General features: G+C 60.8%; 21 protein-coding genes and 3 tRNA genes. 4 read left to right on the top strand and 20 right to left on the bottom strand.

Going from position 1 to position 24,828, the window contains the following annotated elements; translation table 11 throughout:
• Nucleotides 1–54 precede the first annotated feature (54 nt).
• Both Q2T94_RS17135 and Q2T94_RS17130 read left to right on the top strand, forming a co-directional pair.
• A complete protein-coding gene (locus Q2T94_RS17135; RefSeq protein ID WP_302265916.1) occupies nucleotides 55–1,266 on the top strand; it encodes an aminotransferase class I/II-fold pyridoxal phosphate-dependent enzyme in 1,212 nt (403 codons plus the stop codon).
• 2 nt (nucleotides 1,267–1,268) lie between these two features.
• Nucleotides 1,269–2,048, top strand: coding sequence for a spermidine synthase (locus Q2T94_RS17130; RefSeq protein ID WP_302265915.1), 780 nt, complete (start codon nucleotides 1,269–1,271; stop codon nucleotides 2,046–2,048).
• Here the strand turns inward: Q2T94_RS17130 and rsmD are convergent.
• From rsmD to Q2T94_RS17110, 4 genes are read right to left on the bottom strand one after another with little or no spacing between them, the layout of a single operon-like run.
• Entirely contained in the window at nucleotides 2,010–2,609 is a 600-nt protein-coding gene (rsmD, locus tag Q2T94_RS17125; protein ID WP_302265914.1) for a 16S rRNA (guanine(966)-N(2))-methyltransferase RsmD, read from the bottom strand. The two genes, Q2T94_RS17130 and rsmD, sit on opposite strands and share 39 nt — an antisense overlap.
• Before the next feature lie 6 nt (nucleotides 2,610–2,615).
• On the bottom strand, nucleotides 2,616–4,829 hold the full coding sequence (locus Q2T94_RS17120) for an ATP-dependent DNA helicase RecG (RefSeq protein WP_302265913.1): 2,214 nt from the start codon (nucleotides 4,827–4,829) through the stop codon (nucleotides 2,616–2,618).
• A complete protein-coding gene (locus tag Q2T94_RS17115; RefSeq protein ID WP_310293252.1) occupies nucleotides 4,819–5,796 on the bottom strand; it encodes a DAK2 domain-containing protein in 978 nt (325 codons plus the stop codon). The genes Q2T94_RS17120 and Q2T94_RS17115 overlap by 11 nt, the downstream gene beginning before the upstream one ends.
• 7 nt (nucleotides 5,797–5,803) lie before the next feature.
• A complete protein-coding gene (locus Q2T94_RS17110; protein ID WP_302265912.1) occupies nucleotides 5,804–6,850 on the bottom strand; it encodes an LCP family protein in 1,047 nt (348 codons plus the stop codon).
• A 149-nt stretch (nucleotides 6,851–6,999) separates the two neighbouring features.
• Between Q2T94_RS17110 and Q2T94_RS17105 the strand changes: the two genes are divergently transcribed.
• Nucleotides 7,000–7,467: a DUF3515 domain-containing protein gene (locus tag Q2T94_RS17105; RefSeq protein ID WP_302265911.1), complete on the top strand. Its 468-nt coding sequence runs from the start codon at nucleotides 7,000–7,002 to the stop codon at nucleotides 7,465–7,467.
• Between the two features lie 83 nt (nucleotides 7,468–7,550).
• On the opposite strand, the gene Q2T94_RS17100 is transcribed toward Q2T94_RS17105, so the two are convergent.
• The 6 genes from Q2T94_RS17100 to leuC form a co-directional block, all read right to left on the bottom strand.
• A complete protein-coding gene (locus tag Q2T94_RS17100) occupies nucleotides 7,551–8,675 on the bottom strand; it encodes a D-alanine--D-alanine ligase family protein (RefSeq protein ID WP_302265910.1) in 1,125 nt (374 codons plus the stop codon).
• A complete protein-coding gene (locus Q2T94_RS17095) occupies nucleotides 8,672–9,703 on the bottom strand; it encodes an NAD(P)H-dependent glycerol-3-phosphate dehydrogenase (protein ID WP_302265909.1) in 1,032 nt (343 codons plus the stop codon). Before Q2T94_RS17095 ends, Q2T94_RS17100 begins: the two co-directional genes overlap by 4 nt.
• The gene (locus tag Q2T94_RS17090; protein ID WP_302265908.1) at nucleotides 9,700–10,473 is read right to left on the bottom strand and encodes a lysophospholipid acyltransferase family protein; all 774 of its coding nucleotides are present in this window, start codon (nucleotides 10,471–10,473) and stop codon (nucleotides 9,700–9,702) included. Before Q2T94_RS17090 ends, Q2T94_RS17095 begins: the two co-directional genes overlap by 4 nt.
• 19 nt (nucleotides 10,474–10,492) lie before the next feature.
• Complete coding sequence (gene murA / locus Q2T94_RS17085; RefSeq protein ID WP_264269794.1) at nucleotides 10,493–11,821, bottom strand: UDP-N-acetylglucosamine 1-carboxyvinyltransferase; 1,329 nt, start codon at nucleotides 11,819–11,821, stop codon at nucleotides 10,493–10,495.
• A 209-nt stretch (nucleotides 11,822–12,030) separates the two neighbouring features.
• Nucleotides 12,031–12,633 carry a 3-isopropylmalate dehydratase small subunit gene (leuD, locus tag Q2T94_RS17080; protein ID WP_264269795.1) on the bottom strand — a complete coding sequence of 201 codons (603 nt, stop codon included), beginning with the start codon at nucleotides 12,631–12,633 and terminating at the stop codon, nucleotides 12,031–12,033.
• Between the two features lie 9 nt (nucleotides 12,634–12,642).
• Nucleotides 12,643–14,100: a 3-isopropylmalate dehydratase large subunit gene (leuC, locus tag Q2T94_RS17075; protein WP_302265907.1), complete on the bottom strand. Its 1,458-nt coding sequence runs from the start codon at nucleotides 14,098–14,100 to the stop codon at nucleotides 12,643–12,645.
• A 112-nt stretch (nucleotides 14,101–14,212) separates the two neighbouring features.
• Here leuC and Q2T94_RS17070 point away from each other — a divergent pair, with 112 nt between their 5' ends.
• The gene (locus Q2T94_RS17070) at nucleotides 14,213–14,932 is read left to right on the top strand and encodes an IclR family transcriptional regulator (RefSeq protein ID WP_264269797.1); all 720 of its coding nucleotides are present in this window, start codon (nucleotides 14,213–14,215) and stop codon (nucleotides 14,930–14,932) included.
• A 75-nt stretch (nucleotides 14,933–15,007) separates the two neighbouring features.
• Here the strand turns inward: Q2T94_RS17070 and thiL are convergent, their stop codons facing one another.
• From thiL to galE, 10 genes are all read right to left on the bottom strand, one after another.
• Nucleotides 15,008–16,009, bottom strand: a complete 1,002-nt coding sequence (thiL, locus tag Q2T94_RS17065) for a thiamine-phosphate kinase (protein WP_302266454.1) — start codon at nucleotides 16,007–16,009, stop codon at nucleotides 15,008–15,010.
• Nucleotides 16,010–16,013: 4 nt separating this feature from the next.
• The gene (locus Q2T94_RS17060; RefSeq protein ID WP_302265906.1) at nucleotides 16,014–17,654 is read right to left on the bottom strand and encodes a GTPase; all 1,641 of its coding nucleotides are present in this window, start codon (nucleotides 17,652–17,654) and stop codon (nucleotides 16,014–16,016) included.
• Nucleotides 17,651–19,390: a dynamin family protein gene (locus Q2T94_RS17055; RefSeq protein ID WP_302265905.1), complete on the bottom strand. Its 1,740-nt coding sequence runs from the start codon at nucleotides 19,388–19,390 to the stop codon at nucleotides 17,651–17,653. The genes Q2T94_RS17060 and Q2T94_RS17055 overlap by 4 nt, the downstream gene beginning before the upstream one ends.
• Before the next feature lie 187 nt (nucleotides 19,391–19,577).
• Nucleotides 19,578–19,650: transfer RNA gene (locus Q2T94_RS17050), tRNA-Glu, on the bottom strand.
• 49 nt (nucleotides 19,651–19,699) lie between these two features.
• Nucleotides 19,700–19,772, bottom strand: a tRNA-Glu gene (locus Q2T94_RS17045).
• A gap of 67 nt (nucleotides 19,773–19,839) precedes the next feature.
• Nucleotides 19,840–19,911, bottom strand: a tRNA-Gln gene (locus Q2T94_RS17040).
• Nucleotides 19,912–20,024: 113 nt separating this feature from the next.
• Complete coding sequence (locus Q2T94_RS17035) at nucleotides 20,025–20,795, bottom strand: HAD family hydrolase (RefSeq protein WP_302265904.1); 771 nt, start codon at nucleotides 20,793–20,795, stop codon at nucleotides 20,025–20,027.
• A 19-nt stretch (nucleotides 20,796–20,814) separates the two neighbouring features.
• Complete coding sequence (gene gltX / locus Q2T94_RS17030) at nucleotides 20,815–22,320, bottom strand: glutamate--tRNA ligase (RefSeq protein ID WP_302265903.1); 1,506 nt, start codon at nucleotides 22,318–22,320, stop codon at nucleotides 20,815–20,817.
• A 131-nt stretch (nucleotides 22,321–22,451) separates the two neighbouring features.
• The gene (locus Q2T94_RS17025; protein ID WP_302265902.1) at nucleotides 22,452–23,213 is read right to left on the bottom strand and encodes a fumarylacetoacetate hydrolase family protein; all 762 of its coding nucleotides are present in this window, start codon (nucleotides 23,211–23,213) and stop codon (nucleotides 22,452–22,454) included.
• 3 nt (nucleotides 23,214–23,216) lie between these two features.
• The gene (gene galE / locus Q2T94_RS17020) at nucleotides 23,217–24,332 is read right to left on the bottom strand and encodes a UDP-glucose 4-epimerase GalE (protein WP_302265901.1); all 1,116 of its coding nucleotides are present in this window, start codon (nucleotides 24,330–24,332) and stop codon (nucleotides 23,217–23,219) included.
• Nucleotides 24,333–24,828: the final 496 nt, after the last annotated feature.

Here is a 24,828-nt window from a genome sequence, read left to right as displayed (position 1 = left end):
GTGTCTTTTTCGTTTCGTTGGCCATCGAATCACCGACTCACGGGATAATGGACCATGTCTTCAATTGATGTTCCATGGCAGCGCATGGCTGCCGGTGCCAATTTACTGTCCGCCAATGGTGATCTCGGCGTCACCATCTTCGAGGAAATCACCACACTTGCCGTGAAGCACCGGGCGATCAACCTTGGGCAGGGCTTCCCGGACACCGACGGCCCGAAATTCTTCAAGGACGTGGCCGCCCAGGGAATCTCCGGCGACCTCAATCAGTATGCGCCTGGCGCGGGAATCCTTCCGTTGCGAAGGGCCATTGCGGATCACCAGAAGCGTTTCTATGGCTTGGACGTAAATCCGGAGAATGAAGTGGTTGTAACCACCGGTGCCACCGAGGCCATCGCCGCGGCCATCCTCGCGTTCATCGGAACCGGGGACGAGGTCATTACCTTCGAACCCTTCTATGACTCCTACGGGGCAAACATCGCGTTGGCCGGCGGCATCCACCGAACCGTGGCCTTGAATGCGCCGGATTTCCAGCCGGATGTCAACGAGTTACGTGCAGCGTTCAATGAGCGCACTCGCATGGTCGTGCTCAACAACCCGCACAACCCCACGGGCAGCATCTTCGGCGAGGATGTCTTGGCGGAAATCGTTTCGCTGGCGGCCAAGCACGATTGCATCATTGTCTCCGACGAGGTCTATGAACACCTCACGTTCGGCGTCGCCCACACGCCCATTGCCACGCTGCCCGGCGCATGGGAGCGAACCCTGACCATATCCTCGGCAGGCAAGACCTTTTCGTTTACGGGCTGGAAGGTCGGATGGGCCACTGGCCCGGCCCATCTCGTGTCTGCCGTCCGCACGGTCAAACAGTTCCTGAGTTACTCCTCGGGAACTGCTTTTCAGCCGGCCGTCGCGGAGGCGTTGCGGTCCGAGAACACGTTCTTTGCCGAGTTTGCCAATGATCTCGGCAAACGCAGCGACGTACTGGCCAAGGGGCTTGAGGCGGCCGGAATGACGGTCTACCAGCCGCAAGGCACCTACTTCATCGTCGCCGACGTGGCCCCCCTTGGTTTCGACAATGCCCTGGATCTGGCTCGTCGGATGCCCGAAGCAATCGGAGTCGCCGGCATTCCGTTGTCTGTCTTCTGCCATGCGGAGGGGGCCGAACGCACCAGAAGCCTGATGCGTTTTGCCTTCTGCAAGAGACCGGAGTTGCTAACCGAGGCAGCCAACCGTTTGTCCCGTTTGTCTGCATCGGTGGGTGGCTAATCGTGGTCAAACGTGCCAGCCGGTGGCTGAGCAATCTTGGAGCCCACGCCACGCTCGAGGAAGACGCCTTTGTACCCGGTGCCTGGGTCTTGCAGCTGGGAGGCGCCGAGCAATCACATGTGAATGTGGATCATCCGGAAGAGATCTTCTACGAGTACCTGCGACGTCTTGCAAACCATGTCGACGAACACGGTGAAGCTGGAAAACCGCTGCACGTCCTGCACCTCGGAGCCGGGGCTTTGACCTTGGCACGATATATCCAACGCAAGAGACCCGGAAGCGTTCAGGTCGCCGTGGACTTGGAGCGCGAACTGCTAGATTTTGTCTTCGACGCCCTGCCCATGGAAAATCCAAGGAATCTCCGGACGATCATTGGGGATGCCAGACGGGTGCTGACGCATGAATTGGCGGGAGAGAAATTCGACATCATCGTCTTGGATATCTTCAGTGGCGCCGGAGCGCCGGAGCACTTGACGGTCCCGGCATTCTACGCAGAAATGAACTCCCTTTTGCGTCCCGAGGGTCTGGTCCTGGTCAACGTCGGTGACGATCCTCCATTTACCTTCGCGGACAGCCAAATCAAGGCGATGTCCGAAATTTTTGCCACGGTCATGGCCAGCGCCCCGACCGAGATCTTCTCCAGAAAGTTTCCGGGAAACATGGTCGTGGCCGGGACCCAGTCGCGACTCGACCTGGCCATGGTGGATCGGTTGCGGGCCTCCGGGCCGCACCCTGGAAGCGTGCTATTCGGCTCCGACCTTGACGGGTTCGGCAAACCATAGACGGGTCTCCCCGTATTTCTTTTCGGCGAATCTTTCCAGCCCCACGGGCCACGTGGGCTCGGCCGAACGCGAGGATCGTTCCACCACAATGGTCGCGCCGTCCTCGAGGACCAAGGCGACCTTCTCCAAGGTTTTGGCCAATTCCTCTTCCGTGAGTGGATAGGGCGGGTCCATGAACACGACGTCCCAGGTTTTCCCGCCGTTTGCCCCTGGGACGGGGGCAAATGAATCCAGGACGGAGTCCACCGAGCCGCGGCGGACGCTGACCACGTCGTTGCGCAGCGCCTTGTTGACGATGCCTGCATTGGCTTGGCATACCGCCACGGCCTTGGGTGCCAGTTCCACCAACAGCACCGACCGCGCGCCGCGACTGGCAGCTTCCAGGCCCAAGGATCCGGCGCCGGCATACAGGTCCAGGACCCGGGCGCTGCCGAGTATGTCATAGCTTTCGAGCCTCGAAAACAGGGCTTCCTTGACTCTGTCGGTGGTGGGTCGGGTGGAGTCCCCAGGAACGCTCTTCAGCGGAAGTCCTCCGGCGGCGCCGGCAACGATTCGACTCATTGGGATCTATCCCCTTTCCAGGAATGCTTGCATGTCTTCGTCTACCCATTCCTCAACCGCGGCTTGGAGGCCGGGATACGTCCGCAGTCCGTCGTCACCGTCAACAATTGACTCGGCCGCTTCCCTGGCCCGGGCAATGAGTTTGGCATCTTTCATCACGCGTAAGACCTTGAGCGTGGACCTGGAACCAGATTGGCTTGCCCCCAGGATGTCGCCTTCCCGGCGTTCATTGAGATCCGATTCTGCCAGCAAGAATCCGTCAGTGGTGGATTCCACGGCTTTCAGCCGCATCACCGACGGGTGCTCCGCGTCGAGCCAGGTGGTCATGAGGCATGTGCCGGGCAGCCCGCCACGACCGATACGGCCACGCAACTGGTGTAACTGGGATATCCCAAAGTTCTCGGCATCAATAATGACCATCAGCGTGGCGTTGTGCACGTCGACACCGACTTCGATCACTGTGGTGGAAACAAGGATGGAAGCTCTTCCCGAGTCAAAGGCCATCATGGCATCCGCTTTTTCCTCGCTGGGCATGCCTCCATGCAAGGCCCTGATCTCCGTGTTGGCGAAGATATCCATGGATCCAAGCAATTCCAGCATCTTTTCAACCGTCATCGTGGCCGGTTTCGCTGCGCCGTCGCTGGCCGTCGTATCGGGCGTTGGCTCGATGGGCATCGGAACGAAGTCGTCTTCTACCGCTTTTTCGCTAATGCGGGGGCACACCACGTATACCTGGTGTCCCTTGGCAGTTTCCTCGGCCATGCGGGCAAAGAGTCGCTGCTGCATCGCCGGCAACTGAAGCGGCACAATGTGCGTGGCAATGGGGGCACGCCCTGGAGGCAATGTCCTCATGAGGCTTACTTCCAGGTCTCCAAAGACGGTCATTGCCACGGTGCGTGGGATCGGTGTTGCGGTCATGACAAGCATGTGCGGTGGCATGTCGGCCTTTGACCGCAGGGCATCTCGCTGTTCAACACCGAATCGGTGTTGCTCGTCGACGACCACCAGACCGAGGTCCACGAAACGGACCATGTCCGACAACAGGGAATGTGTTCCCACCAGAATGCCGGTTTCCCCCGAGGCGGCGCCAAGGAGCACTCGTTTGCGCTCGGCGGTCCCTGCTGAACCAGTCAGCAGATCCACGCGGGTGGCGCGCGGGTCTGAGCCAAGCTCTCCCCCAGTCCCGAGCGAGCCGAGGTGTTTCTTGATGGACTGGTAATGCTGTTGGGCGAGGACCTCGGTGGGGGCCAGGAGGGCCGTCTGCCCCCCGGAGTCAATGACCTGAAGCATGGCGCGCAAGGCCACCAGGGTCTTGCCCGAACCAACCTCGCCTTGCAGCAGCCGGTTCATGGGATGTCCGCGGACCAGGTCATCGGCGATTTCCCTGCCGGCGATCAACTGGCCGTCAGTGAGAGTGAACGGAAGGGTCTTATCGAAAGCCGCCAAAAGTCCATCGGCAGTGCCTGACCGGGCAGTGGCCGGCTGTTTCATGCGGTGGGCACGTCGCTGGGCCAGGGCGAGTTGAAGCAGGAAGGCCTCTTCAAAGGCAAAGCGTTTTCTTGCCGCATAGCCTTGGGCAACGGTTTGTGGCCGATGGATATGTTCATAGGACACCACCCGGCCGGGGATGCGATGGGATTTCAAGACTGGATCGGGAATGAACTCCGGGAATCCCGCGGTCCCGATTCCTGCCAGGACAAGTTCCATGACTTCGCGGATCTTCTTGTTGGGAAATTTTGCGGTGGCCGGGTAGATGGGAATGGGCCGCGGGTCCGCTTCCTCGGCCGCATCGAGCAACGAATACTCCGGGTGGGTGAGCTCCAGGTGGTTGCGGTAGAGGGTGACCTTGCCGCTGAACATTGCCGTAGAGCCCACCTGCAGGTCCCGCTTGGCCTCATAGCCGTTGAAGAAGGTCATGCGAAGCGTCGACTGCTCTGGACCGAGCGCGTCGCTGACAAGCACCTCCAGCAGAAAACCGGAGCGCGAATGCATGCGCCGCTGATTCACCGATTTAACCTCGGCAACGATCGTTACGTCCTCCCCCACAGGTAACTCCGAAATCTTGGAGAGCTCCCCGATTTCCATGTACCGACGCGGGAAGTGCGAGAGCATTTGGCCCACAGTCGAATATCCAAACGCCGTTTCCACCTTGCGTGCCGAAGCCGCGCCAAGGACGATGTCGAGTGGCGTTTCGTTGGTAAATTCTGCGCTAGCCGTCATGGGTGCATAGATCGGTCACTGAGATGTTGACCGGGGACCCGATGCCTCGAATGACGCTCATGGCACTCTCGGCATCGGGGACATGTACGTGTACTCGCCAGCGGTATCCGTCCTCGGTCGGGTTGACCGGGCTCATAATGACGGAGTCGCCGATGGTGTCCAGCTGTCCCCGCAAGGTTGCAGCTCCCAAGGCATCGAGGCTGATGGTGCACATAACCTCGACACCCGAGTCATGCACGACGTCGTGGTGGATATGCGGATCCTGGATGCCGTACCCATGAAGTTGGGAGTATTCGTCAGGGTCAATGACTTGTCCCAGAAGTGCACCACGGAGTTCGTCCAGGATGATCAACATGCCCACGGCGCCGGCATCGACGATCTTGGCTTCATGTAATTGCCCGAGTTCGTTCTCCGTGGCGACCACGGCTTTCTCCGCGTCAATGCACAAGGCATCCAGAAGCTCAACGAGTGCGGCCTTGCTCTCCGGCTCAAGTTCGCTGGCGCGGTGCGTTGCGCGGGCGGTGTTGGCAACGACCTCCATGACGGAGAGCATTGTCCCGGAGACCGGGTCGCTGAGGGCCGACCATGCCCTGACCTTGCCCCTTTCCAAGGCGGTGGCTAGCACTGGGGCCGTTATCCGCTCCACTCCGCACAGTGGTTCGGCCAAGCCTGCCATGAACACGGCAAGCAAGGTGCCGGAGTTGCCACGTGCCGATTCCATTGCAGCGCGTGAGGCCATCGTCAGAAGCTCGCCGATGTTTTCCGTTTCAAGCTTGGAAATCGCGTCGTGCGCGCTGCGTGCGGTGAGGTAGAGGTTGCTGCCGGTGTCCCCGTCAGCAACGGGGAAGATATTGATCGCGTTGAGGCGGTCACTATGGTTTCCCAGGCTCTTGACCATACGCTCAAGCCACGTGGACATGGCCTTGGAATTGGCGTGGATTTTTTGGTTCATGGTGTGAGTGATCACTCGATCCTTAGAGACCGTTATCCTCTATAAATTGTCCCACGTTGTCTTGCTTCAGGGCCTCGGCGAATTCGGAAACCACGGCCATGTCGGGAATGACAATCGACTGACCGTCCGCTGAGCGGCCGGTGCCGTTGTTGGGAAGCGTGAAGAAGGTCATGTCGCTGGAACGGACGTTGGCCATGGAGCTGCCCAGCGTTGCGACCTTCATCGCATCGAGGGTTTCGTCCACTGCGACGTAGGGAGCGAACTCCTGGACGGTGGCCGATATCTTTCCCGGATCCGTCAGGGTTTCCTTGGACATCATGGTGCTCATGATGGCCTTGACGAAAAGCTGTTGGTTCCGGACCCGCTGGTAGTCACCGTCAGTGAACGCGTAGCGCTCGCGAACGAAGGCCAAGGCTTCTTCTCCATCCAGTGTCTGGACCCCCTTGGGGAATGCGTAACCGTTGGCGAGGTTCTGCTTGAAGGCGATGGGGTTGTTGATCTCCACCCCTCCGAGTGCGTTGGTCAGGCCCTTGAAGCCTTCAAAGTCGATGGACGCAACGTGGTCGATGCGCGTGTCCAGCAAACCCTCAAGCGTTTGGACGGTCAGCGGAACTCCACCCAACGCAAATGCAGCGTTGATTTTCGCCTTGCCGTGGCCAGGAATATCCAGCCAGGTATCCCTCATGATGGAGGTGACGTAGACGCCTTCGCGATTCGCCGGAATGTGCACCAACATCATGGTGTCAGAACGGCCGCCGTCCGGCAGCTCGGCAAATTCTTCCCCGCCTTGGTTCGTGGCGCGTGTGTCACTGCCAAGAAGCAGGATGTTCGTAGCGTCCTTGGCGGTTTCGGCCTTCTCCGGCCGCAACGTCTCTTCAGGGAACGCATCCGTCAACTTCGTGGTCCCGCTGTCGAAGCTGCGCGCCAGCGACAACAGGTACCCTCCGGCCACGAGCAACGCGATCAACACCAGCGATACTGCACCCAGCAATATCATCAGTCCGGTGCGTTTCTTCTTTTTCGGCTCTTCGTAGCCGGTGTCCTGGAAGGACCCGTTCAAATGTGTCATTTATGCCTCTCAAGCAAATACTTCTTTACATCCTAGTCATGTCGCGCGACCGGTAGGCTGTTTAAGTGCCCAGATTGATTTTTACCAGCTCAGATTCCCCGAACTCACAGTCCCTTATCAGGAACGCATCCCCTCGAAGGGTGCACGGCGTGAAATTCGCCACGGCAATCGCCGCGTCCCTGACCGGCTTGTTCGTGCTCTCGGGCTGCTCCCCCATCGCAAATGTCCAGCCGGCGGATGACGCGGGCAATCCCTTGTGTGCCGAGATGATGGTCTTGCTTCCTCCGGAAATTTCGGATCAGCAGAAGCGTCAGACCAATAGCCAGGCCACGGCCGTCTGGGGAGACCCGGCGCAATTGGTGCTTCGTTGCGGGGTCACGGCGCCTCCTCCGTCCACTGATCCATGCGTCAGCGTGAACGGGGTTGATTGGCTGGCGAAGGAGGGCGAGGAAGCCTGGACGCTCACCACCTATGGCCGGACGCCGGCCACGGAATTGGTCTTTGACCCAAATGTGATTCCGTCCAGCACCATCCTGGCCACCCTGTCTTCCGCTGCTTCGAAGATTCCCGCACAGCGCACTTGCACCACGGTCAGCAAGACCGTGGACGTGCCCTAAACAAGTGGTGGAGATGAAGGTGGGGGTCCTTCAGCGAAGCGAAGCTTGCTGAAGGACCCCCCCCTGGATGCGCGAGGCGGTTTTTAGCGCAGACCGGTCTTGCGGCTGAGTCCCAAATGGATCAGTTCGTCAATGAGGTCGGCATACTCAAGTCCGGTCTTGGACCACATGTGCGGGTACATGCTTGAGGGCGTAAACCCGGGCATGGTGTTGATCTCGTTGATGATCCACTTGCCCTCGGGCGTGTAGAAGAAGTCAACGCGGGACAGCCCTTCGGCGTTCACCGCCTCAAAGGCCTCGGCCGCCAGCCGGCGCACTTCGTCCGTGGCAGCGGTCTCCAGTTCGGCCGGGCAGCTGAGCTGGGCTGCAGCCCCGTCGACATACTTGGCGTCAAAGTCGTAGAACGTGTGTCCGGCGTCTTCGACCACGATTTCTCCGGGCATTGAAGCCCTAGGTGGCAGCGAACCGCGGCCTTCCAGGACGCCGCATTCGATTTCGCGCCCGACGATGCCTTGTTCCACGATCACCTTGGGGTCGTGGATGCGGGCGGCCTCGATGGCCGCCGGAAGTGCGTCCGCGGTGTCCACGCGGGAGATGCCCACCGAGGAGCCGGCACGGGCTGGCTTGACGAAGAGCGGGTATTGAAGACCTTCAACGGATTTCAGGCATGCCGCCTGGTCTCGTTCCCAGTGCTTGTCCGGAATGACAACGTAGGGCCCGACTTCGAATCCGGCGGCTTCGAAGACCACCTTCATGAAGTGCTTGTCCATGCCGATGGCGCTTGCGGCAATGCCCGAACCCACGTACGGCACATCCACCATTTCCAGCATTCCCTGCAATGAGCCGTCCTCGCCAAACGGACCGTGCAGCAACGGGAACACCAGATCGATGTCGCCCAGGCTGCGCACGGCGTGGCTGTCATTGGAGGCAAGAAGTTCGTGGCTGCCCGGCTCCCCGGTCAGGCGCAGGATCTCGGACCCGGCGGTCACTTCGGGCTTCTGGCTGTTTGACAGCGACCAGGAGGTGACGTCCTGGTCCACCAGGGTCCATGCTCCGTCGCGGGTGATTCCCACCGGAACAACCTCGTACTTTTCGCGGTCAATTGCCTCGAGCACGCCTGCAGCAGTGACACAGCTGACGGGGTGCTCGGAGGAGCGGCCGCCGAAGAGCAGCATGACCCGGGGCTTGTGTGCATTCACTTGACTCATTTGAGCTCACCTTCAGACTTTAATTGACGCCCCAACAGACGTGCTCCCATGTTCTCCACGCTCAGCGTGCCTTCCAGAACCATGACTACTGCCTCGGTAATGGGTACTTCTACATTGTGGCGAGTGGCCAGGTCCAAGACTGCCCTGCCCGACTTGATGCCCTCGGCCGTCTGGGACATTCGGTCATTGACCTCATCCAGGTACAGGCCCTGGCCCAGCAGGCGACCGGCGGTGTTGTTGCGGGAAAGCGAGGAAGAGCACGTGGCCACAAGGTCTCCCAGGCCTGCAAGGCCCGAAAGCGTTTCGTAGCTTCCACCCAGTGCCAGCGCAAGACGAGTGGTCTCGGCAAGGCCACGTGTGATGATCGAGGACTTCGTGTTGTCCCCCATGCCCAGGCCGTCGCAGATTCCCACGGCCAGGGCAATGACGTTCTTGGCAATGCCGCCGATTTCAACGCCAATGACGTCCGTGTTGGTGTAGGGACGGAAGTAGTCGGTGGAGCACAGCGAAGCGATCCAGGTGGCGGTGTCAATATCCGTGCAAGCCACCACCGACGCGGTGGGTTGCTTGCGGGCTATTTCCATGGCCAGGTTGGGTCCGGACAGCACGGCAATGCGTTCGTCCGATATTTCGACTTCGGCCGAGATCACTTCGCTCATGCGGGCATCGGTGTCCCGCTCCAGGCCCTTCATCAGGGACATCAGGACAGCGTTTGGATCCAGGAATTCCTTGAAGGAATGCAGTTGTTCGCGCAGGCTTTGGGCCGGCACGGCCAGGACAACCAACTCGGCTCCCGCAAGGACCTCGGCGGTTTTCGATGACGAGGTGATATTGGAGGGCAATACCGTTTCGCGCAGGTAGCGCGAGTTGGTGTGGCGGGTGTTGATTTCAACTGCCACTTCGTCGCGGCGTGCCCAGACCATGACCTCCGTCCCGGCTTCGGCGCCCGAGTCGGCCAGGACCTTGGCAAATGTTGTGCCCCAGCTGCCGGCACCCATCACTGCAATTTTCCTCGGAGCGGGCCTCATAAATCGTTTTCCTTCGTTTGCTTCGATGGCGAACCGTTCTCGAAATTTCGTCCCTGGGTTGCCTGGCCGTGGTGCGCCGGATCCCACAGGACCTTGGGCGCATCCTGCCCGCGCAGTCGGGCCACGTCCTTGGCCAACGCGCGCATGATGCGTTCGGTGGCCTCCGCGAGAACAGTCCTTGTCAAGGGGACATCACGAAGGTCATCGAGGTCCACCGGGTCTCCGGCTATGACCGTCACGTGGCGGCGCGGGAAGAGCCTAATTCCCTTGGCATAGCGTGGAAACAAGTCCTGCGCTCCCCAATGTGCCATGGGAATGACCGGGGCGCCGGTTTGCAGCGCGAGGCGGGCGGCACCGGTGTGGCCGCGCATCGGCCACAGGTCAGGGTCCCTGGTCAAGGTGCCTTCGGGGTAAATAATGATGACACCGTTGGCGTCCAGTACCTCGCGGGCCGTTTTGAGTGACTGCGATGCCCCGGTGGAGGTGCGCGCAACGGGAACCTGTCCTGTCCGGCGCAGCATGTTGCCCAGCACCGGGACCTTGAACAAGGATTCCTTGGCCAGGTAGCGCGGGTAGCGCTTGCTGCTGTAGATAGCATGGCCGACAACCAAGGGATCAATTTCCGTCACGTGGTTGGGACACAGGATGAACCCGCCGCTGGGCAGCTTGTCGAAGTCCTGCCACGTTCTTCCGATCATGAGGTTCATGATCGGTCGAACGATTCCGGCCGCTATTGCAAACGCGGTTTTTGTACCGCGGGATTCTTTCATGCAGGTCAGCCTATGCGGATCAGGCGATTTCGTTCATCTCGACGCGCGCACCCAAGTCAGTGAGCTTGTCCATGAACTTCTCGTAGCCACGGTTGATCAGTTCGATCCCGGTGACGCGGCTGGTGCCCTCGGCGGCGAGTGCCGCGATCAGGTGGGAGAATCCTCCGCGCAGGTCCGGGATGTCGATGTCCGCACCGACCAGCGGGGTGGGTCCGGTGATGACGGCTGAATGCTGGAAGTTGCGCTGGCCAAAGCGGCACGGGATGGCTCCCAGGCATTCGCTGTGGAGCTGAACCTTGGCACCCATTTCCACCAGGGCGTTGGTGAAACCGAAACGGTTTTCATACACGGTTTCGTGGATGATGGATACGCCGGAAGCCTGGGTCAATGCAACGACCAGGGGCTGCTGCCAGTCGGTCATGAATCCGGGGTGGACGTCTGTTTCAAGGATCAACGGCTTGAGCTCCCCGCCCGGGTGGAAGAAGCGGATTCCCCCGTCGGTGACCTCAAACTCGCCGCCGATTTGGCGGTAGGTGTGAAGGAAGGCAGTCAGGTCGCGCTGGGCTGCGCCCTCGACGTAGATGTCTCCATTGGTGACCAGGGCGGCGGAGGCCCAGGATGCGGATTCGTTGCGGTCCGGCAACGCCTTGTGGTTGTAGCCGTTCAGGCGGTCGACACCGATGATGCGAATGACCCGGTCACGGCCAACCGTGATGATGGCACCCATTTTTTGAAGCAGGGAAATAAGGTCGAGGATTTCAGGCTCGATGGCAGCGTTCTCGACCTCGGTGGTTCCCTTGGCGCGCACGGCGGTCAGCAGCACCTGTTCGGTGGCGCCAACACTCGGGTAGGGCAGGGAAATCTTGGCACCAGTCAGGCCGTGGGGTGCACGGATGCTGGTGCCCAGTGGGCCTGCCTTGTCGATTACGGCACCGAAGTGGCGCAGCACGTCCAGGTGGAAATCAATCGGACGGTCACCGATCTTGCAACCGCCAAGGTTGGGAATCAGGGCCTCGCCCAGGCTGTGAAGCAGGGGGCCGCAAAAGAGGATGGGGATGCGTGAGTCGCCGGCGTGCGTATCGATCTCATTGCTGGTGGCTGTCTTGGTGCCACTGGGGTCCATGGTCAGGTCGCCGGTGGCTTCATCCTTGGTGACGGTGACGCCGTGGATCTTCAGCAGGCTGGTGACAACTGCGACGTCCTTGATCTCCGGGACGTTGCGCAAGACAGAGGGCGAATCACCCAGAAGGGCCGCAACCATGGCCTTGGGAACCAGGTTCTTGGCACCCCTGACGGTCACTTTTCCCTTGAGTGGCACGCCACCATGAATCGTTAGGACTTTCGCCATGAACTTGAGTACCTCACCAGAAATTGTTTGGCCTTCGAATCCGAAGGGAAGACTAAGCAAGCATACAGCCCCCGGCATTGCCGGAGGCTGTATCGAAAATGTAACGCTGGTCGCGCCGCCAGCCACCTCGGTCGTTGAATCCCCCGGAATTCCGGGGTGAGTAGCAGTAACCGAGGAGCTGGGCAGCGGCGTTAAGCGGTCAGCTAAGGCTAGGAATAGCGGGCCGGAAGCGTGGTGGGCTTGAAGGCCGGACGCTGTGATTCATAAGCCGTGATGTCTGCCTCGTGCTGGAGGGTCAATCCGATGTCATCAAGACCTTCCATGAGGCGCCAGCGCGTGTAGTCATCAATCTCGAACGGCGCAATGATGGATCCGCACGTGACGGTCCGGGCTTCGAGGTCCACTGTCACTTCCGTGCCGGGGTGGTTCTCGATTTCCTTCCAGATCAACTCGATGTCGCTCTGTGCCACCTCGGCGGCAACCAGGCCCTGCTTGCCCGAGTTGCCACGGAAGATGTCGGCAAAACGGGAGGAAAGGACTGCCTTGAAACCGTAATCCTTCAGGGCCCAGACGGCATGTTCGCGCGAGGAACCGGTACCGAAGTCGGGTCCCGCCACCAGGACCGAGCCCTTGGAGAATGGTTCCTGGTTAAGGATGAAGTCCTTGTTCTTGCGCCATCCCGCAAAGAGGGCATCCTCGAACCCGGTGCGTGTGATGCGCTTGAGGTAGACGGCCGGGATGATCTGGTCGGTGTCCACGTTGCTTTGGCGCAGCGGAACGCCGATTCCGGTATGGGTGTTTATTTTCTCCATGATGAATCCTTAGGCTACTTTTGCGGCGGAGGAAGAGGTCGCGAGATCCGAGGGCGAGGAAAGGGTCCCGCGGATCGCGGTTGCAGCGGCAACCAATGGCGAGACCAGGTGGGTGCGTCCACCCTTGCCCTGGCGTCCCTCGAAGTTGCGGTTCGAGGTCGAGGCACAGCGCTCGCCCTCTGCAAGTTGGTCCGGGTTCATGCCCAGGCACATGGAGCACCCGGCGAATCGCCATTCGGCACCAAAGTCCTTGAAGATCTTGTCAAGCCCTTCGGCTTCGGCTTCCAAGCGCACCCGGGCAGAACCCGGAACCACGATCATGCGGATATCTGCATCCTTTTCCTGCCCCTGGATGATGCTGGCGGCGGCGCGCAGGTCTTCCATGCGGCTATTGGTGCAGGAACCCAGGAACACCGTGTCCACACGAATGTCCTTCATGGGCGTTCCGGCTTCCAGTCCCATGTATTCGAGCGCCCGTTCGCAGGCTGCACGCGCATTTTCGTCGTCAAAGTCCTCGGGGGCGGGAACCTTGCCGGAAAGCGAAATCCCTTGTCCGGGGTTGGTGCCCCAGGTGACGAAGGGCTCCAAGTCGTTGGCATCGAGGAACACCTCCGAGTCAAAGGTTGCGCCTTCGTCCGTGGCGAGCGTGTCCCATTCGGCAACAGCCGCATCCCAGTCGGCACCCTGTGGCGCGTGCGGGCGCCCATTGATGTATTCGTAGGTGATTGCATCCGGTGCAATCATGCCGGCACGGGCACCGGCCTCGATCGACATGTTGCAGATGGTCATGCGGGCATCCATGGACAGCGAACGGATTGCCGAGCCACGGTATTCCAGCACGTAGCCCTGTCCGCCGCCGGTGCCGATCTTGGCAATGACCGCAAGGATGATGTCCTTTGCCGTCACACCCGGCTTCAGGGTGCCCTCGACGTTGATGGCCATGGTCTTGAATGGCTTCAAGGAAAGGGACTGCGTCGCCATGACGTGCTCGACCTCGGAGGTGCCGATGCCGAAGGCCAAAGCGCCGAATGCACCATGGGTCGAGGTGTGGGAATCACCACAAACCACGGTCATGCCCGGCTGGGTCAGGCCAAGCTGCGGGCCGACCACGTGAACGATGCCCTGCTCCTTGTCGCCCAGCGAGTGCAGGCGAACTCCGAACTCGGCGCAGTTCTTGCGCAGGGTCTCGATCTGCGTGCGGCTGGTCAGATCCGCAATCGGCTTGTCGATTTCCAGCGTCGGGGTGTTGTGGTCCTCGGTGGCAATCGTCAGGTCGGGGCGGCGCAGGGGACGCCCCGCCAAACGAAGACCCTCGAAGGCCTGCGGGGATGTCACCTCATGGATCAGGTGCAGGTCAATGTAGATCAGGTCCGGCTGGCGCGCACCGCCTGCTCCCTCGCCCTTGCGAACGACGTGTGCGTTCCATACTTTTTCGGCCAGCGTCTGTGCTGCCTGGTGTGCGGCCATAACCGACTCCCTCACTTGATAAAAGTCCTATGTCTTAACTGTTCCACCCACGCACACGTAATATCCAGTAAGCGGATTTGCATCTCAAATAGTGAGATAGCAATATCAAACTATGGACACATCAAGTGGCGTTGGCGTCATCGACAAAGCGGCCCTCATCCTCAATGCCCTTGAGGCCGGGCCAACCTCCCTTGCCCAGTTGGTCTCCCTGACCAAGATCTCACGGCCAACAGTGCACCGTCTGGCCCAGGCACTCGTGCACCATCGTCTTGTCGGCAAGGACATCCATGGACGATTCGTCCTGGGCGGCCGCCTCGTGGAACTCGCCTCTGCGGCGGGCGAAGACCGACTCATAGCCGCAGCTGGTCCGCTGCTGATCCAATTGCGGGATTCCACCGGGGAAAGCACCCAGGTGTTTCGTCGACAGGGCGACTACCGCGTGTGCGTGGCCTCCGCCGAAAGGCCGGTGGGCCTCCGCGACACGATTCCTGTCGGAACCCAACTGTCGATGAAGGCAGGTTCGGCCGCGCAGGTCCTTTTGGCATGGGAAGACCACGAACGGCTGTTGGATGGATTGCACGGCGCACGCTTCACTCCCACCATCCTGGCAGGAGTCAGGCGACGGGGCTGGGCCCAAAGCCTGGGCGAACGCGAACCCGGCGTTGCCTCGGTATCTGCTCCCGTGCGTGGACCTTCCGGACGTGTCATCGCGGCAGTGTCAATGTCGGGGCCCATTGAACGTCTCTCACGACAGCCCGGCAAGGCCCACCAGGAAGTCGTCGTGCAGACCGCCAATGCCCTGACCGAGGCACTGCGCAAAACCGGGGACTAAGGGAAGATCGTTTCCACCGAACGCTCCGGCAACCCGGTTTGGTGAGTTCACCGTGAACATCGGATAAGCGACGCCTTAGCCTTCGAAGTGGTCAAATCCCTTGGCGGAATCTGCTCTCCTGCCGTCCAGGAGAACTTCCCCGCCCGGCTCGCCGCCAGTGGATTTCCTGACCATGCCCACGGCCCGGAAACCGTCGGGCAAATCCTCAACCTTCGGGAACGTGGCCAATAGCCCGTGGTCTTCCCCTCCTCCGAGGACCCAGTCCATCGCTTCCCTGCCCAGCCTCGAGGCAGCCCGGGACAGCCGTAGCGCGTCGGCCTCCAGGGAACGGGTATCGAAATCAATGGCTACTCCACTGGCAATGGCCATGCGACGACCATCCTTGAGCAACCCGTCGGAAAGATCCATCATGGCCGAAGCTCCGGCGCGGGCAGCACCGGGCCCAGCCGCCAGTGGCGGGGTAGGCCGCCGTTGGCCAAGGACAAGAGCCTTCTCATCTTCAGTCCATTCCACGTGCGAAACCGATGAATCCATGAGTGCCAGGCCGGCCGCAGCTACGCCCAGCACGCCGCCAACCGCCACCACATCCCCGGGCCTCGCACCGCTGCGAAGGACCGCACGGTCTGTGGCAAGGGCGCCGGTGACTGCCGCCGTAATGGACAGCTCGCTTCCCCTGCCCAGGTCTCCCCCGCCGATGGCGCACTCGCCGGCTCCCAGTTCACGCACGGCAGAGCTGAATCCATCGGCCAAATCCTCCACCCAAGATATGGGGGTGGAGTGTGGCAACGTCAGCGAAATCACTGCCGACGTCGCAATGGCACCCATTGCATTCACATCGGAGAGGTTTTGGGCGGCGGACTTCCATCCGACGTCGAACCCGCTGCTCCGAAAACCACTGGGCCAGCTCAATCTGAAGTCCTGGTTTTCCACGAGCGTGTCCACAGTGATGACAAACTTTCCACCGGGAGCGGCAATCAAGGCCGCATCGTCACCCGGGCCGAGCAACGCCGGAGCCCCCTGCAACCGCGGCAGTATCCTTTTCAGAAGCCCGCTTTCTCCAAGGTTTCCTACGGTCATGAGATCAGCTGCGGGCACGTTGCAAGGCTCCAATGAAATGATTGTGTCTGGTGATTTCCGCGCCTACCGGCTCAATGACCGAGCGCTCCGCCACGGCACCAACCGAAGCATACAGCGCTCGTCGGGCCTTGCGGGCGCGTCCCGCAGCGCCGATGCGGGCGATCAGCCCTGTGGCCAGCCCCAAGACAATGCCTAATAATATGCCAATGAAGAGCATCAATGTGGGGACAGGGAAGCCTTCGACCTTTGGAACCTCGGGCAAGGTGAATTGTAGGTACTGCGCACCGAACAGGGCGCCAAGCCAGAGCGCGCCCGCAAGGGCTGTGACCAATGATATCCACTGGATGACGGAGACGATCGGCCACCACCAGGACCCCTTGGCGGCACCGATAGCGGTGTTGGCAATTGCCTGGTCCAACTCGTCGGGAAGCTTTGCCTCACCGGCGCGCGCCGCCCGGCGGATCGATCCCTTCCAGGCTTCTGGCGCTCCGGCGCTTGCCTCGTCCGCGTATCGCCGAACCGCTGAATCAGCTTGAGCCCGCTGCGCGGCACCTGGGGCAGGAAGGGACGTGCGATTGAGCTTGGGGTTTACATCCGCGCTCTTGAGGTTGAGCCGGCGCAAAGGGTCGGGTCGGACCTTGGCCAGCCATCGGGTCAGTGGCCAGCCGGTCTTCTTGTGGGCGTCCATCCGATAGGAGGTGCGCACGGCATCCACCACCGTATTCACACCCGCGGCCGCGGCCAGCTCCACGGTCAATGCCTTCTTGGCAGGCTCCCCGGGCAGCTTGAGTTCCTCTTCCCGGGATCCCTCCGCCATCCGGCCCGCGATGGTGGCCACGTCGGCGGTCAGTCGATTTGTCGCGGCACCACGTTCGGTGACCACCCGGGCAATCTCCTGTCGCAGGGCATCCAGGCCCTCGCCGGTAAGCGCCGAGACGCCAAGTATGCGTGGACTTGCCAGGCCGTCTGCCAGAAGGATGGAGCGCAACGAATCCATCACGGGCTCCCGCTGGTTTTCCTTCAGCTTGTCAATTTGGTTCAGGACCACCAAGGTGACCGAGCCGTGGGTAGCCAGAGGCCTGATGAAATCATGGTGGACAGCCGCGTCCGCATACTTTTGGGGATCGAGCACCCAAATCAAGACGTCGACCTGGCCGGCGAGCTTGGTGGCGATCTCGCGATTGGCTGCAACGGTGGAGTCAAAGTCCGGTAGGTCCAAAAGGATCAGGCCGCTGGCTTCCTTCTCCGATCCAAAGAGCCCCTTCTTTTCCAGTCGCAAGGGCGTGTCAATGAGGTGGCGTTCCTGCACGCCCAGCCAATCAAGCAACGGTTCGGATCCTGGGCCTCCCCAGACTCCTGCCATTGGCTGACTGGTGGTCGGCCGGGTTGCGGCGGTCCGTGCGAGGTCCTGTCGCACGATCGCATTGAACAAGGAGGACTTTCCACTGCCCGTCGCTCCGAAAAATCCGACCACCGTATGCTCCGCGGAGAGTGTTCTGCGGGTTGAAGCCCGCTCTAGCACTTGCCACGAAGCATCGCTCACCGCAGGCTCAAGGCGGTCGGTACCCAGTTCGGTGGCTAGCTTGAGCGCTTCAAGCCGACGTTCGAGCGGGCTCACGGTGGTGGTTTGACGTCGGCGGCTCATGCACCTTGCTCCCGGGCCAGTCGGCGGATGGCTGCCGAATTCTGTTTCATGACTTTGGCGTCCTGTGCGGTGGGGATGTTTTCCAGGCGCGAGATGAATCGCTGCTTTTCCGTCTCCAGCAGGGCCGTGCACCGGTCGGCCAGGGAATCCTTTGCCTGCTTGGTGAGCCTGCGCACAGCGTCTTCGCCAAAGATCGCCTCGAGCAGCTTCTGCCCGACCACGGCCGATCCGCCGGCGATTCCGACTTCCAGTCCCGTCAATCCGGCGGTGGAGGCGAAGACGACCACCATCAGTGCCACGGCGACTCCGTTGACGCCGAAGGACACCATGCGTGCGGTCATGCGTTTGCTGGCACCCTCGGTGCGGATGATTTCCATCAGGTCCCCTTGCCAGGCGCGCACCTGCTCTGCCACCTGTTCGGAGAATCCGGGAGACAGTGAACCGAGATTGGCGGTGCCCACCAGGGCTTTGCCTGCCGGGTCGGCCCGCCAGCGCTCTTCAGTGGTTTCACTGGCCTTGGCGGCCTGGTCGACCACCACGGCATGCAGACCGCTTTCTATGGCCTCTTCCACATGGTCCACGGGTTTGGGCTTGCCGGTAAAAAAGGCACCGATCCGATCCCGAAGCCGGCCAATGCCGGATTCAAGGGAACGGAAAAACTCGCCGGTGCCTACGAAGTCCTGCCACCGTGCCAAAACCTCGCCACGCAACAGCGTTCCGTCTTGCACGCTGGACAGAATTCCCTCGTGTGCCTGTTCAAAAGCCTCATCGGCGTATTGGGCCAGGCGGCTGCCGCTGGTCTCCTGCTCCCCCATGGCCACGGCAATGACATCGCTGCGATCCGCGAGCTGGCCAAGCACCCCGGCCAGCGTTTGGCGGGCAATCGATGCCCGTGATTCGGCATTGGCAGCCAGCTCACCCAGCCAGTCCTTGAGCGGATCAACCGCTTTGGCAGGCAGCATGTCCATCTCGTCGAGGTCAAATTCCGGAACCACGAAAAGCTCGGCGCCGCCCAGACCTTCGCGCAGGAGCATACCGCGCAGGTCAGTGGCGATCTCATCCTCGAGACCTGCCGGCACGCGGTCCAGGACGACTGCCAAGGTGATATTGCGCCCGGCGGCCTCGGAGAGAAGTTTCCAGGGTACGGCGTCCGCGTAACGGTTGGCCGTCGTGACAAAGATCCAGAGGTCGGCGGCAGACAACAGCTGGCCGGCCAGACGGCGGTTTTCATCCGAGATGGAATCCACGTCTGGAGCATCAAGAATGGCCAAGCCACGTGGGACTGCGTCATCTTGCAACAAGATGATGGAGTCGGTCAGCGCGGCGTCCGGCGTGGCACCAACCCGTGCCGCAGGAATGTGTTGGTCTCGGCTGACTGCGGTTCCGGTGATGCGCCGCAGGCCGGGGAGGATCCTGTCGTTTTCCAGCCAGGCACGGTCCAACTCGTGGTGGAGGAGGATTGGTTGGCGGGTGGTGGGTCGAATGGCCCCGGCACGGGTGACAGGGTGTCCCACCAGGGCATTGACCAGTGTGGACTTCCCTGCTCCGGTTGAGCCGCCCACCACGGCCAACAGGGGTGCATCCAGGCTGCGGTATCGCGGCAGGATGTAGTCGTCGAGTTGTTCCACTGCGCTACGCGCGTTTTCGCGTGCCTGGGCAACGCCTGCAATTTCAAGCGGCAAGATGCTGTCCGCAAGATTCGTTCGAACGCCGGTGAGCAGGTTGATGGCTTCCATGTCGGCCGGCACGGCCGAGAGTGGTGGAGAACCTAGGGGTTCAGAGCCATTGCTAGTAGTCACCACTACATCATGCCAAACACTTTGGATTTTTATTCGTAAGCTAGCCGAAGAATTCCAGGGACCTTGGGAAAACCCGTCTTAACGACAAATGGTCCCAAACCGAAGTTTGGAACCATTGTGCTCGTGACCCCAGCGGGATTCGAACCCGCGTTACCGCCGTGAGAGGGCAGCGTACTAGGCCGCTATACGATGGGGCCGCATAGCTGCAACGTTTTAGGACTGTTACCGTCCGATTCCAATGAATCGTGACCCCAGCGGGATTCGAACCCGCGTTACCGCCGTGAGAGGGCAGCGTACTAGGCCGCTATACGATGGGGCCGTATGCTCTGCGTGGGGACTTTCGTCCCCCACGCAGACCGGTCCTCGCTTTCGCGAAGACCGTGACGCTGGGGTACCAGGACTCGAACCTAGAATGTTGGTACCAGAAACCAGTGTGTTGCCAATTACACCATACCCCACAGCGTTGATTCGCTCTCCGGCTTTCTCTTCGAAAGCTTTCGTGCGCCTCAGCACGAGAAATAACTATACCGGCGGATCTGCGGAAAGTACAAATCGGGGGCCCACTAGGATCCTAATGGGCCAAAAACCCCGAGTTTCCGGTGATTATGGCGGCCAAAGAACCAAGATTTTGCAGGATTTCGGTCGATCTGGTTTTGTGATCTGGCGCACGATCCAGCAGGATTCCCTGCAGTCCCGCGTCGATGGCACCCTGCACATCGTTGACCGGGTTGTCCCCGACGTAGAGGGTCGCGCCGCGGGCGGTGCCGAGCAACCGGCAACCTGCATGGAACGGCCCCGGATCCGGCTTCGGCGCCCCGGCGGTATTCGACCCCACGAGTACTTCGATCCGCCCCAGCCCCGAAAGTTCCAATTTGCGGCGTTGGTAGTCTTCCACGTTATTGCTGACGGCCCCGTAGGGAATGGAAAGGGCGTCCAGGGCATCAAGGCAGTCGTGCACGTCGGGGAATGGCGCCCACATGCCCTGAACCACGTCTTCGTAGCGTGCGCTCCAAACGCCAAGGGCCTCTGCCGACGGGGCATCCAATCCGGCAAGTCCATAGGCGCGCCGGATTCGTTCAGCGCGCTGGCCCAGGAATGTCAGTTCCCCGGCCATGTAGCGCTCATAGGCCCCAGCACCGTCATCGGCATAGTCCCGCGCCGCATGCTCCCTCAGGCTATCGGGAACGTCCCTGAAGTCTTCGGAGGTGAGGAAGTGAAATCCCTTGACTGCGGCGGCATTGAGATCCACCAGCGTGTCGTCAATGTCAAAGAGAACGCCCTCAACCCGGGCCACGGAACGTGCACCGTGAATTGAGTTGAGGGCGCTGGTCGCGTTGTCCACGATTCTCGCTTGCTCCTGCTTACCGGGTGGCCCGGAACGCGCGTACGCGGTTGAGTGAGGATTCCTTGCCCAGAATCACCATCGACTCAAACAGCGGAGGGGAGATCCGCTTGCCGGACACGGCAGTGCGAATGGGCCCAAATGCGTGGCGCGGCTTGATGCCCAGTCCTTCGACCAAGGAGGACTTCAAGACGTCCTGGATGGTCTCGGCGTCCCACTGCGTTGCTGCCTCGAGCGCGGCCAGGCCGGCGTCCAAGACTTCGGCGGTGTTCTCCGGCAGTCCCTTCAAGGCATCGGCGGCAGGCTCAATGGCCGAGTCCTCGGTGAAGAGGAATTCAAGCATGTCGGGCGCCTCGCCTAGCAGCGTGATCCGCTCCTGGACCAGCGGAGCGGCCTCGGTCAGGATCTCATGCTGGCGTTCCGTTAGCTGCTCCCCGACCAGGCCCTGGAACCTGAGGTAGGGAATCAGGCGTTCGCGGAAGTCAGCGGCATCCAACATGCGCACGTGGGTGCCATTGATGGCTTCTGCCTTCTTGATGTCAAAGCGTGCCGGGTTGGAGAGCACGTCGTGGACGTCGAAAGCCTCAATGAGCTGGTCCCGGGTGAAGATGTCTTCATCGGCGCTCAAGGACCAGCCAAGCAAGGACAGGTAGTTCAGCAGTCCCTCGGGAATGAAACCGCGGTCCCGGTGCAGGAACAGGCTCGATTCCGGGTCGCGCTTCGAAAGCTTCTTGTTCCCCTGGCCCATCACGTAGGGCAAGTGGCCAAAGAGAGGCATGTACTGGGCGACACCGATTTCAATCAACGCGCGGTACAAGGCGATCTGGCGGGGGGTCGAGGAGAGGAGGTCCTCGCCGCGCAGCACGTGGGTAATGCCCATCAGCGCGTCGTCGACAGGGTTAACCAGCGTGTAGAGCGGCTGGCCGTTGGCGCGCACCACTACGAAGTCCGGGACGGAGCCGGCCTTGAAGGTGATTTCCCCGCGCACCAGGTCGGTGAAGGTCAGGTCTTCGTCCGGCATGCGCACGCGCAACACCGGCTCGCGGCCTTCGGCACGGTAGGCGGCAATCTGCTCTTCGCTGAGGTTACGGTCGAAGCCGTCATAGCCCAGCTTCGGGTCCCGGCCGGCAGCCTTGTGGCGATCTTCGACTTCCTCGGGGGTGGAGAAGGATTCGTAGACATGCCCGCCCGCACGGAGCTTGGCAATGACGTCCTGGTAGATGTCCCCGCGCTGGGACTGGCGGTATGGTTCGTGAGGACCGCCGACGTTGACACCCTCATCCCAGGTGATCCCGAGCCAGTCCAAGGCGTCCAGCAACTGGTGGTAGCTTTCCTCCGAGTCGCGCTTGGCGTCGGTGTCTTCGATGCGGAAAATCATTTTTCCGCCGGTGTGGCGCGCATAGGCCCAGTTGAACAGGGCGGTGCGAATCAGGCCTACGTGCGGTGTGCCGGTCGGAGACGGGCAGAAGCGTACGCGGACGGGGGTTTCATCGGTCACGGTGGGAATGAGGGATACATCAGTCATGATGTGACCATTCTATGTCCCCACACCTAGTCAACCCGCCAGCACAGTGCTGAAGCGCGCAGTCGGGGAGCATAACTGCAGTTGGCCCCGGATACCGGGGCCAACTGCGTTGCAAGGGTCCAACCGGGAATTTAGCGGCGGAACGGATTGCTCAAGGTGCCGATTCCCTCGATCTCCACGTCCACGCGCTGTCCCTCGGTCACCAAACCGACGCCGGCCGGGGTACCGGTGAGTATGACGTCACCGGGTAGCAGGGTAAAGGCCTGGGACGCGTAGGCAATCAGGTCGTTGATACCCCAGACCATGTCGGAGGTGTTGCCGTCCTGGACGACGTTTCCATCGAGCCGGGTGATCAGCTGGGTGTCCTCGTGGTCCAGCTCGGTCTGGATCCATGGTCCCAGCGGGCATGAGCCATCCCAGCCCTTGGCCCGAGCCCATTGTCCGTCTGTCCGCTGGGCATCGCGTGCGGTCAGGTCATTGGCGATGGTGTAGCCGAAGACCACGTCTTGGGCCTTTTCGGCGGGAACGTCCTTGCAGATTCTCCCAATGACAACCGCGAGCTCTCCCTCGTAGGAGATTTCCTCGGAGAAGGACGGCAAGGTGATCGGGTCACCCGAGCCGACAACGGAAGTGTTTGGCTTCAGGAACATCAAGGGTTCGGTCGGCACTTCGTTGCCAAGTTCGGCGGCATGGTCGGCGTAGGTACGACCGAAGCACACCACCTTGGAACGGGGGATGATGGGGGCGAGCAACCGGACATCCTCAAGCTTGTGCTTGACGCCGGTTGGCTTGATTCCTTGGAAGAAGGGGTCGCCGGAAATGACGATGACCTCGTCCTCTTCCACGACGCCGTACATGGGGTCACTGTCAACGACAAAACGAGCAATACGCATGGTTTATAGCTTAGTGGCTTCGCTGGAGTCGGGTGCGCGCTTCTGCTTCTGTCGCTTGACCACGTCTTCCTCGGTTTGATCCTCGTCATGCTGGTCGGCAGGTTCGTCCTCGGGATAGCCGGTGGGATTGTTTGACTGCCACCGCCACATGTCCTCGACCATTTGCTCGAGGCCGCGTTCGGCCTTCCAGCCGATTTCCTCACGGGCCAACGTGGGATCGGCGTAACTCGCCGCCACGTCACCTGGGCGGCGGTCCACGACCTCGTAGGGGATCTCCCGTTCAGAAGTTCGGGCGAATGCCTGGATGACCTCAAGCACCGAGGAGCCGTGTCCGGTTCCCAGGTTCCAGGCGTGCAATCCGCCATGGTCGTGGAGATATTCAAGTGCAGCGAGATGCCCGGCACCAAGATCCACAACATGGATGTAGTCTCGCACGCCTGTTCCGTCCGGCGTCGGGTAGTCTCCCCCGAATACGTTGACTCGCTCGCGAACGCCTACAGCCACCTGCGCAATGTACGGCATCAGGTTGTTGGGGATGCCTTGCGGATCCTCGCCTATCCGGCCGGATTCATGTGAACCCACCGGGTTGAAATAGCGAAGCTTCGCAATGGACCAACGCTGGTCCGAACCTGCAAGGTCATCAAGCATTCCTTCAATGTGAAGCTTGGTCCGGCCATACGGATTGGTGGCAGACAACGCCGTTGATTCAGTGATCGGGAGTTCGAGCGTTTCTCCGTAGACGGTGGCCGATGAGCTAAAGACCAATGTGCGAACGTCGTGGGCTTCCATGGCATCCAGCAGGTTGAGCGTGCCGGTGACGTTGTTGCGGTAGTACTTCAGGGGTTCGGAAACGGACTCCCCCACTGCCTTGAGCCCGGCAAAATGGATGACGGCCTCCGGCCTGGACGCATCGAACACGTCCCCGAGGCGGCTCTCATCCAACAAGTTGCCGACATGCAGTTGGGCGTGGTGGCCGGTAAGTTCGGCGACCCGCCGCAGGGCCTCGGGCGAGGCGTTGCTCAGGTTGTCAATGACGTGGACCTCGTGTCCCTCTTCCAACAGAAGCAGGACCGTGTGGGATCCAATGTAGCCGGCACCGCCGGTGACCAAAATACGCATGTTGTCCAGTCTAGATATGTTTCATAATGATTGCAGTCTCTATTTGAGGACGCGTACTGCCTGTGCTTTGATCCCCCCCTGTCTCGGTACATTCGTGACGTGGTGGAACATGCGAGATTGTTGCTTCTTGATTTCGGATTTGGAGTTCTTAAGCGCAGTCAAGTGGGCTACTAGCCAATAGCATCTCGTCCCGACGAACCCTTCAGCTCCCCGGAATCCTTGCCCGGCCTGCTTAAAAAGCATTATTTCCGGGTGGTGCGCTGGCTCTCAACAACAATGTCATTGGATGTCGCAAGTGCAATCAGCAAGATCATGAATGGGATTCATATCCATGCGTACTCCCAGTCTAATCGGGTCAGGCCGTTAGATGCCAAATCGCCATAAATCTCAGGGTGCCCAGTCGGGAAGACAAATGCAGCTCGAATATCAGTCCAATCCCTACTTGTGCCATGGCAACAGGGGTCTCGAGTCGCAAAATTTCTTGTTGTCGCAGTGT

Origin of the sequence: Paeniglutamicibacter sulfureus (assembly GCF_030512175.1) — a bacterium.
GTDB lineage: Bacteria > Actinomycetota > Actinomycetes > Actinomycetales > Micrococcaceae > Paeniglutamicibacter > Paeniglutamicibacter sulfureus.
The sequence above is the reverse complement of the archived record's forward strand: the minus strand, read 5'-3'. Positions and strand labels throughout refer to the sequence as shown.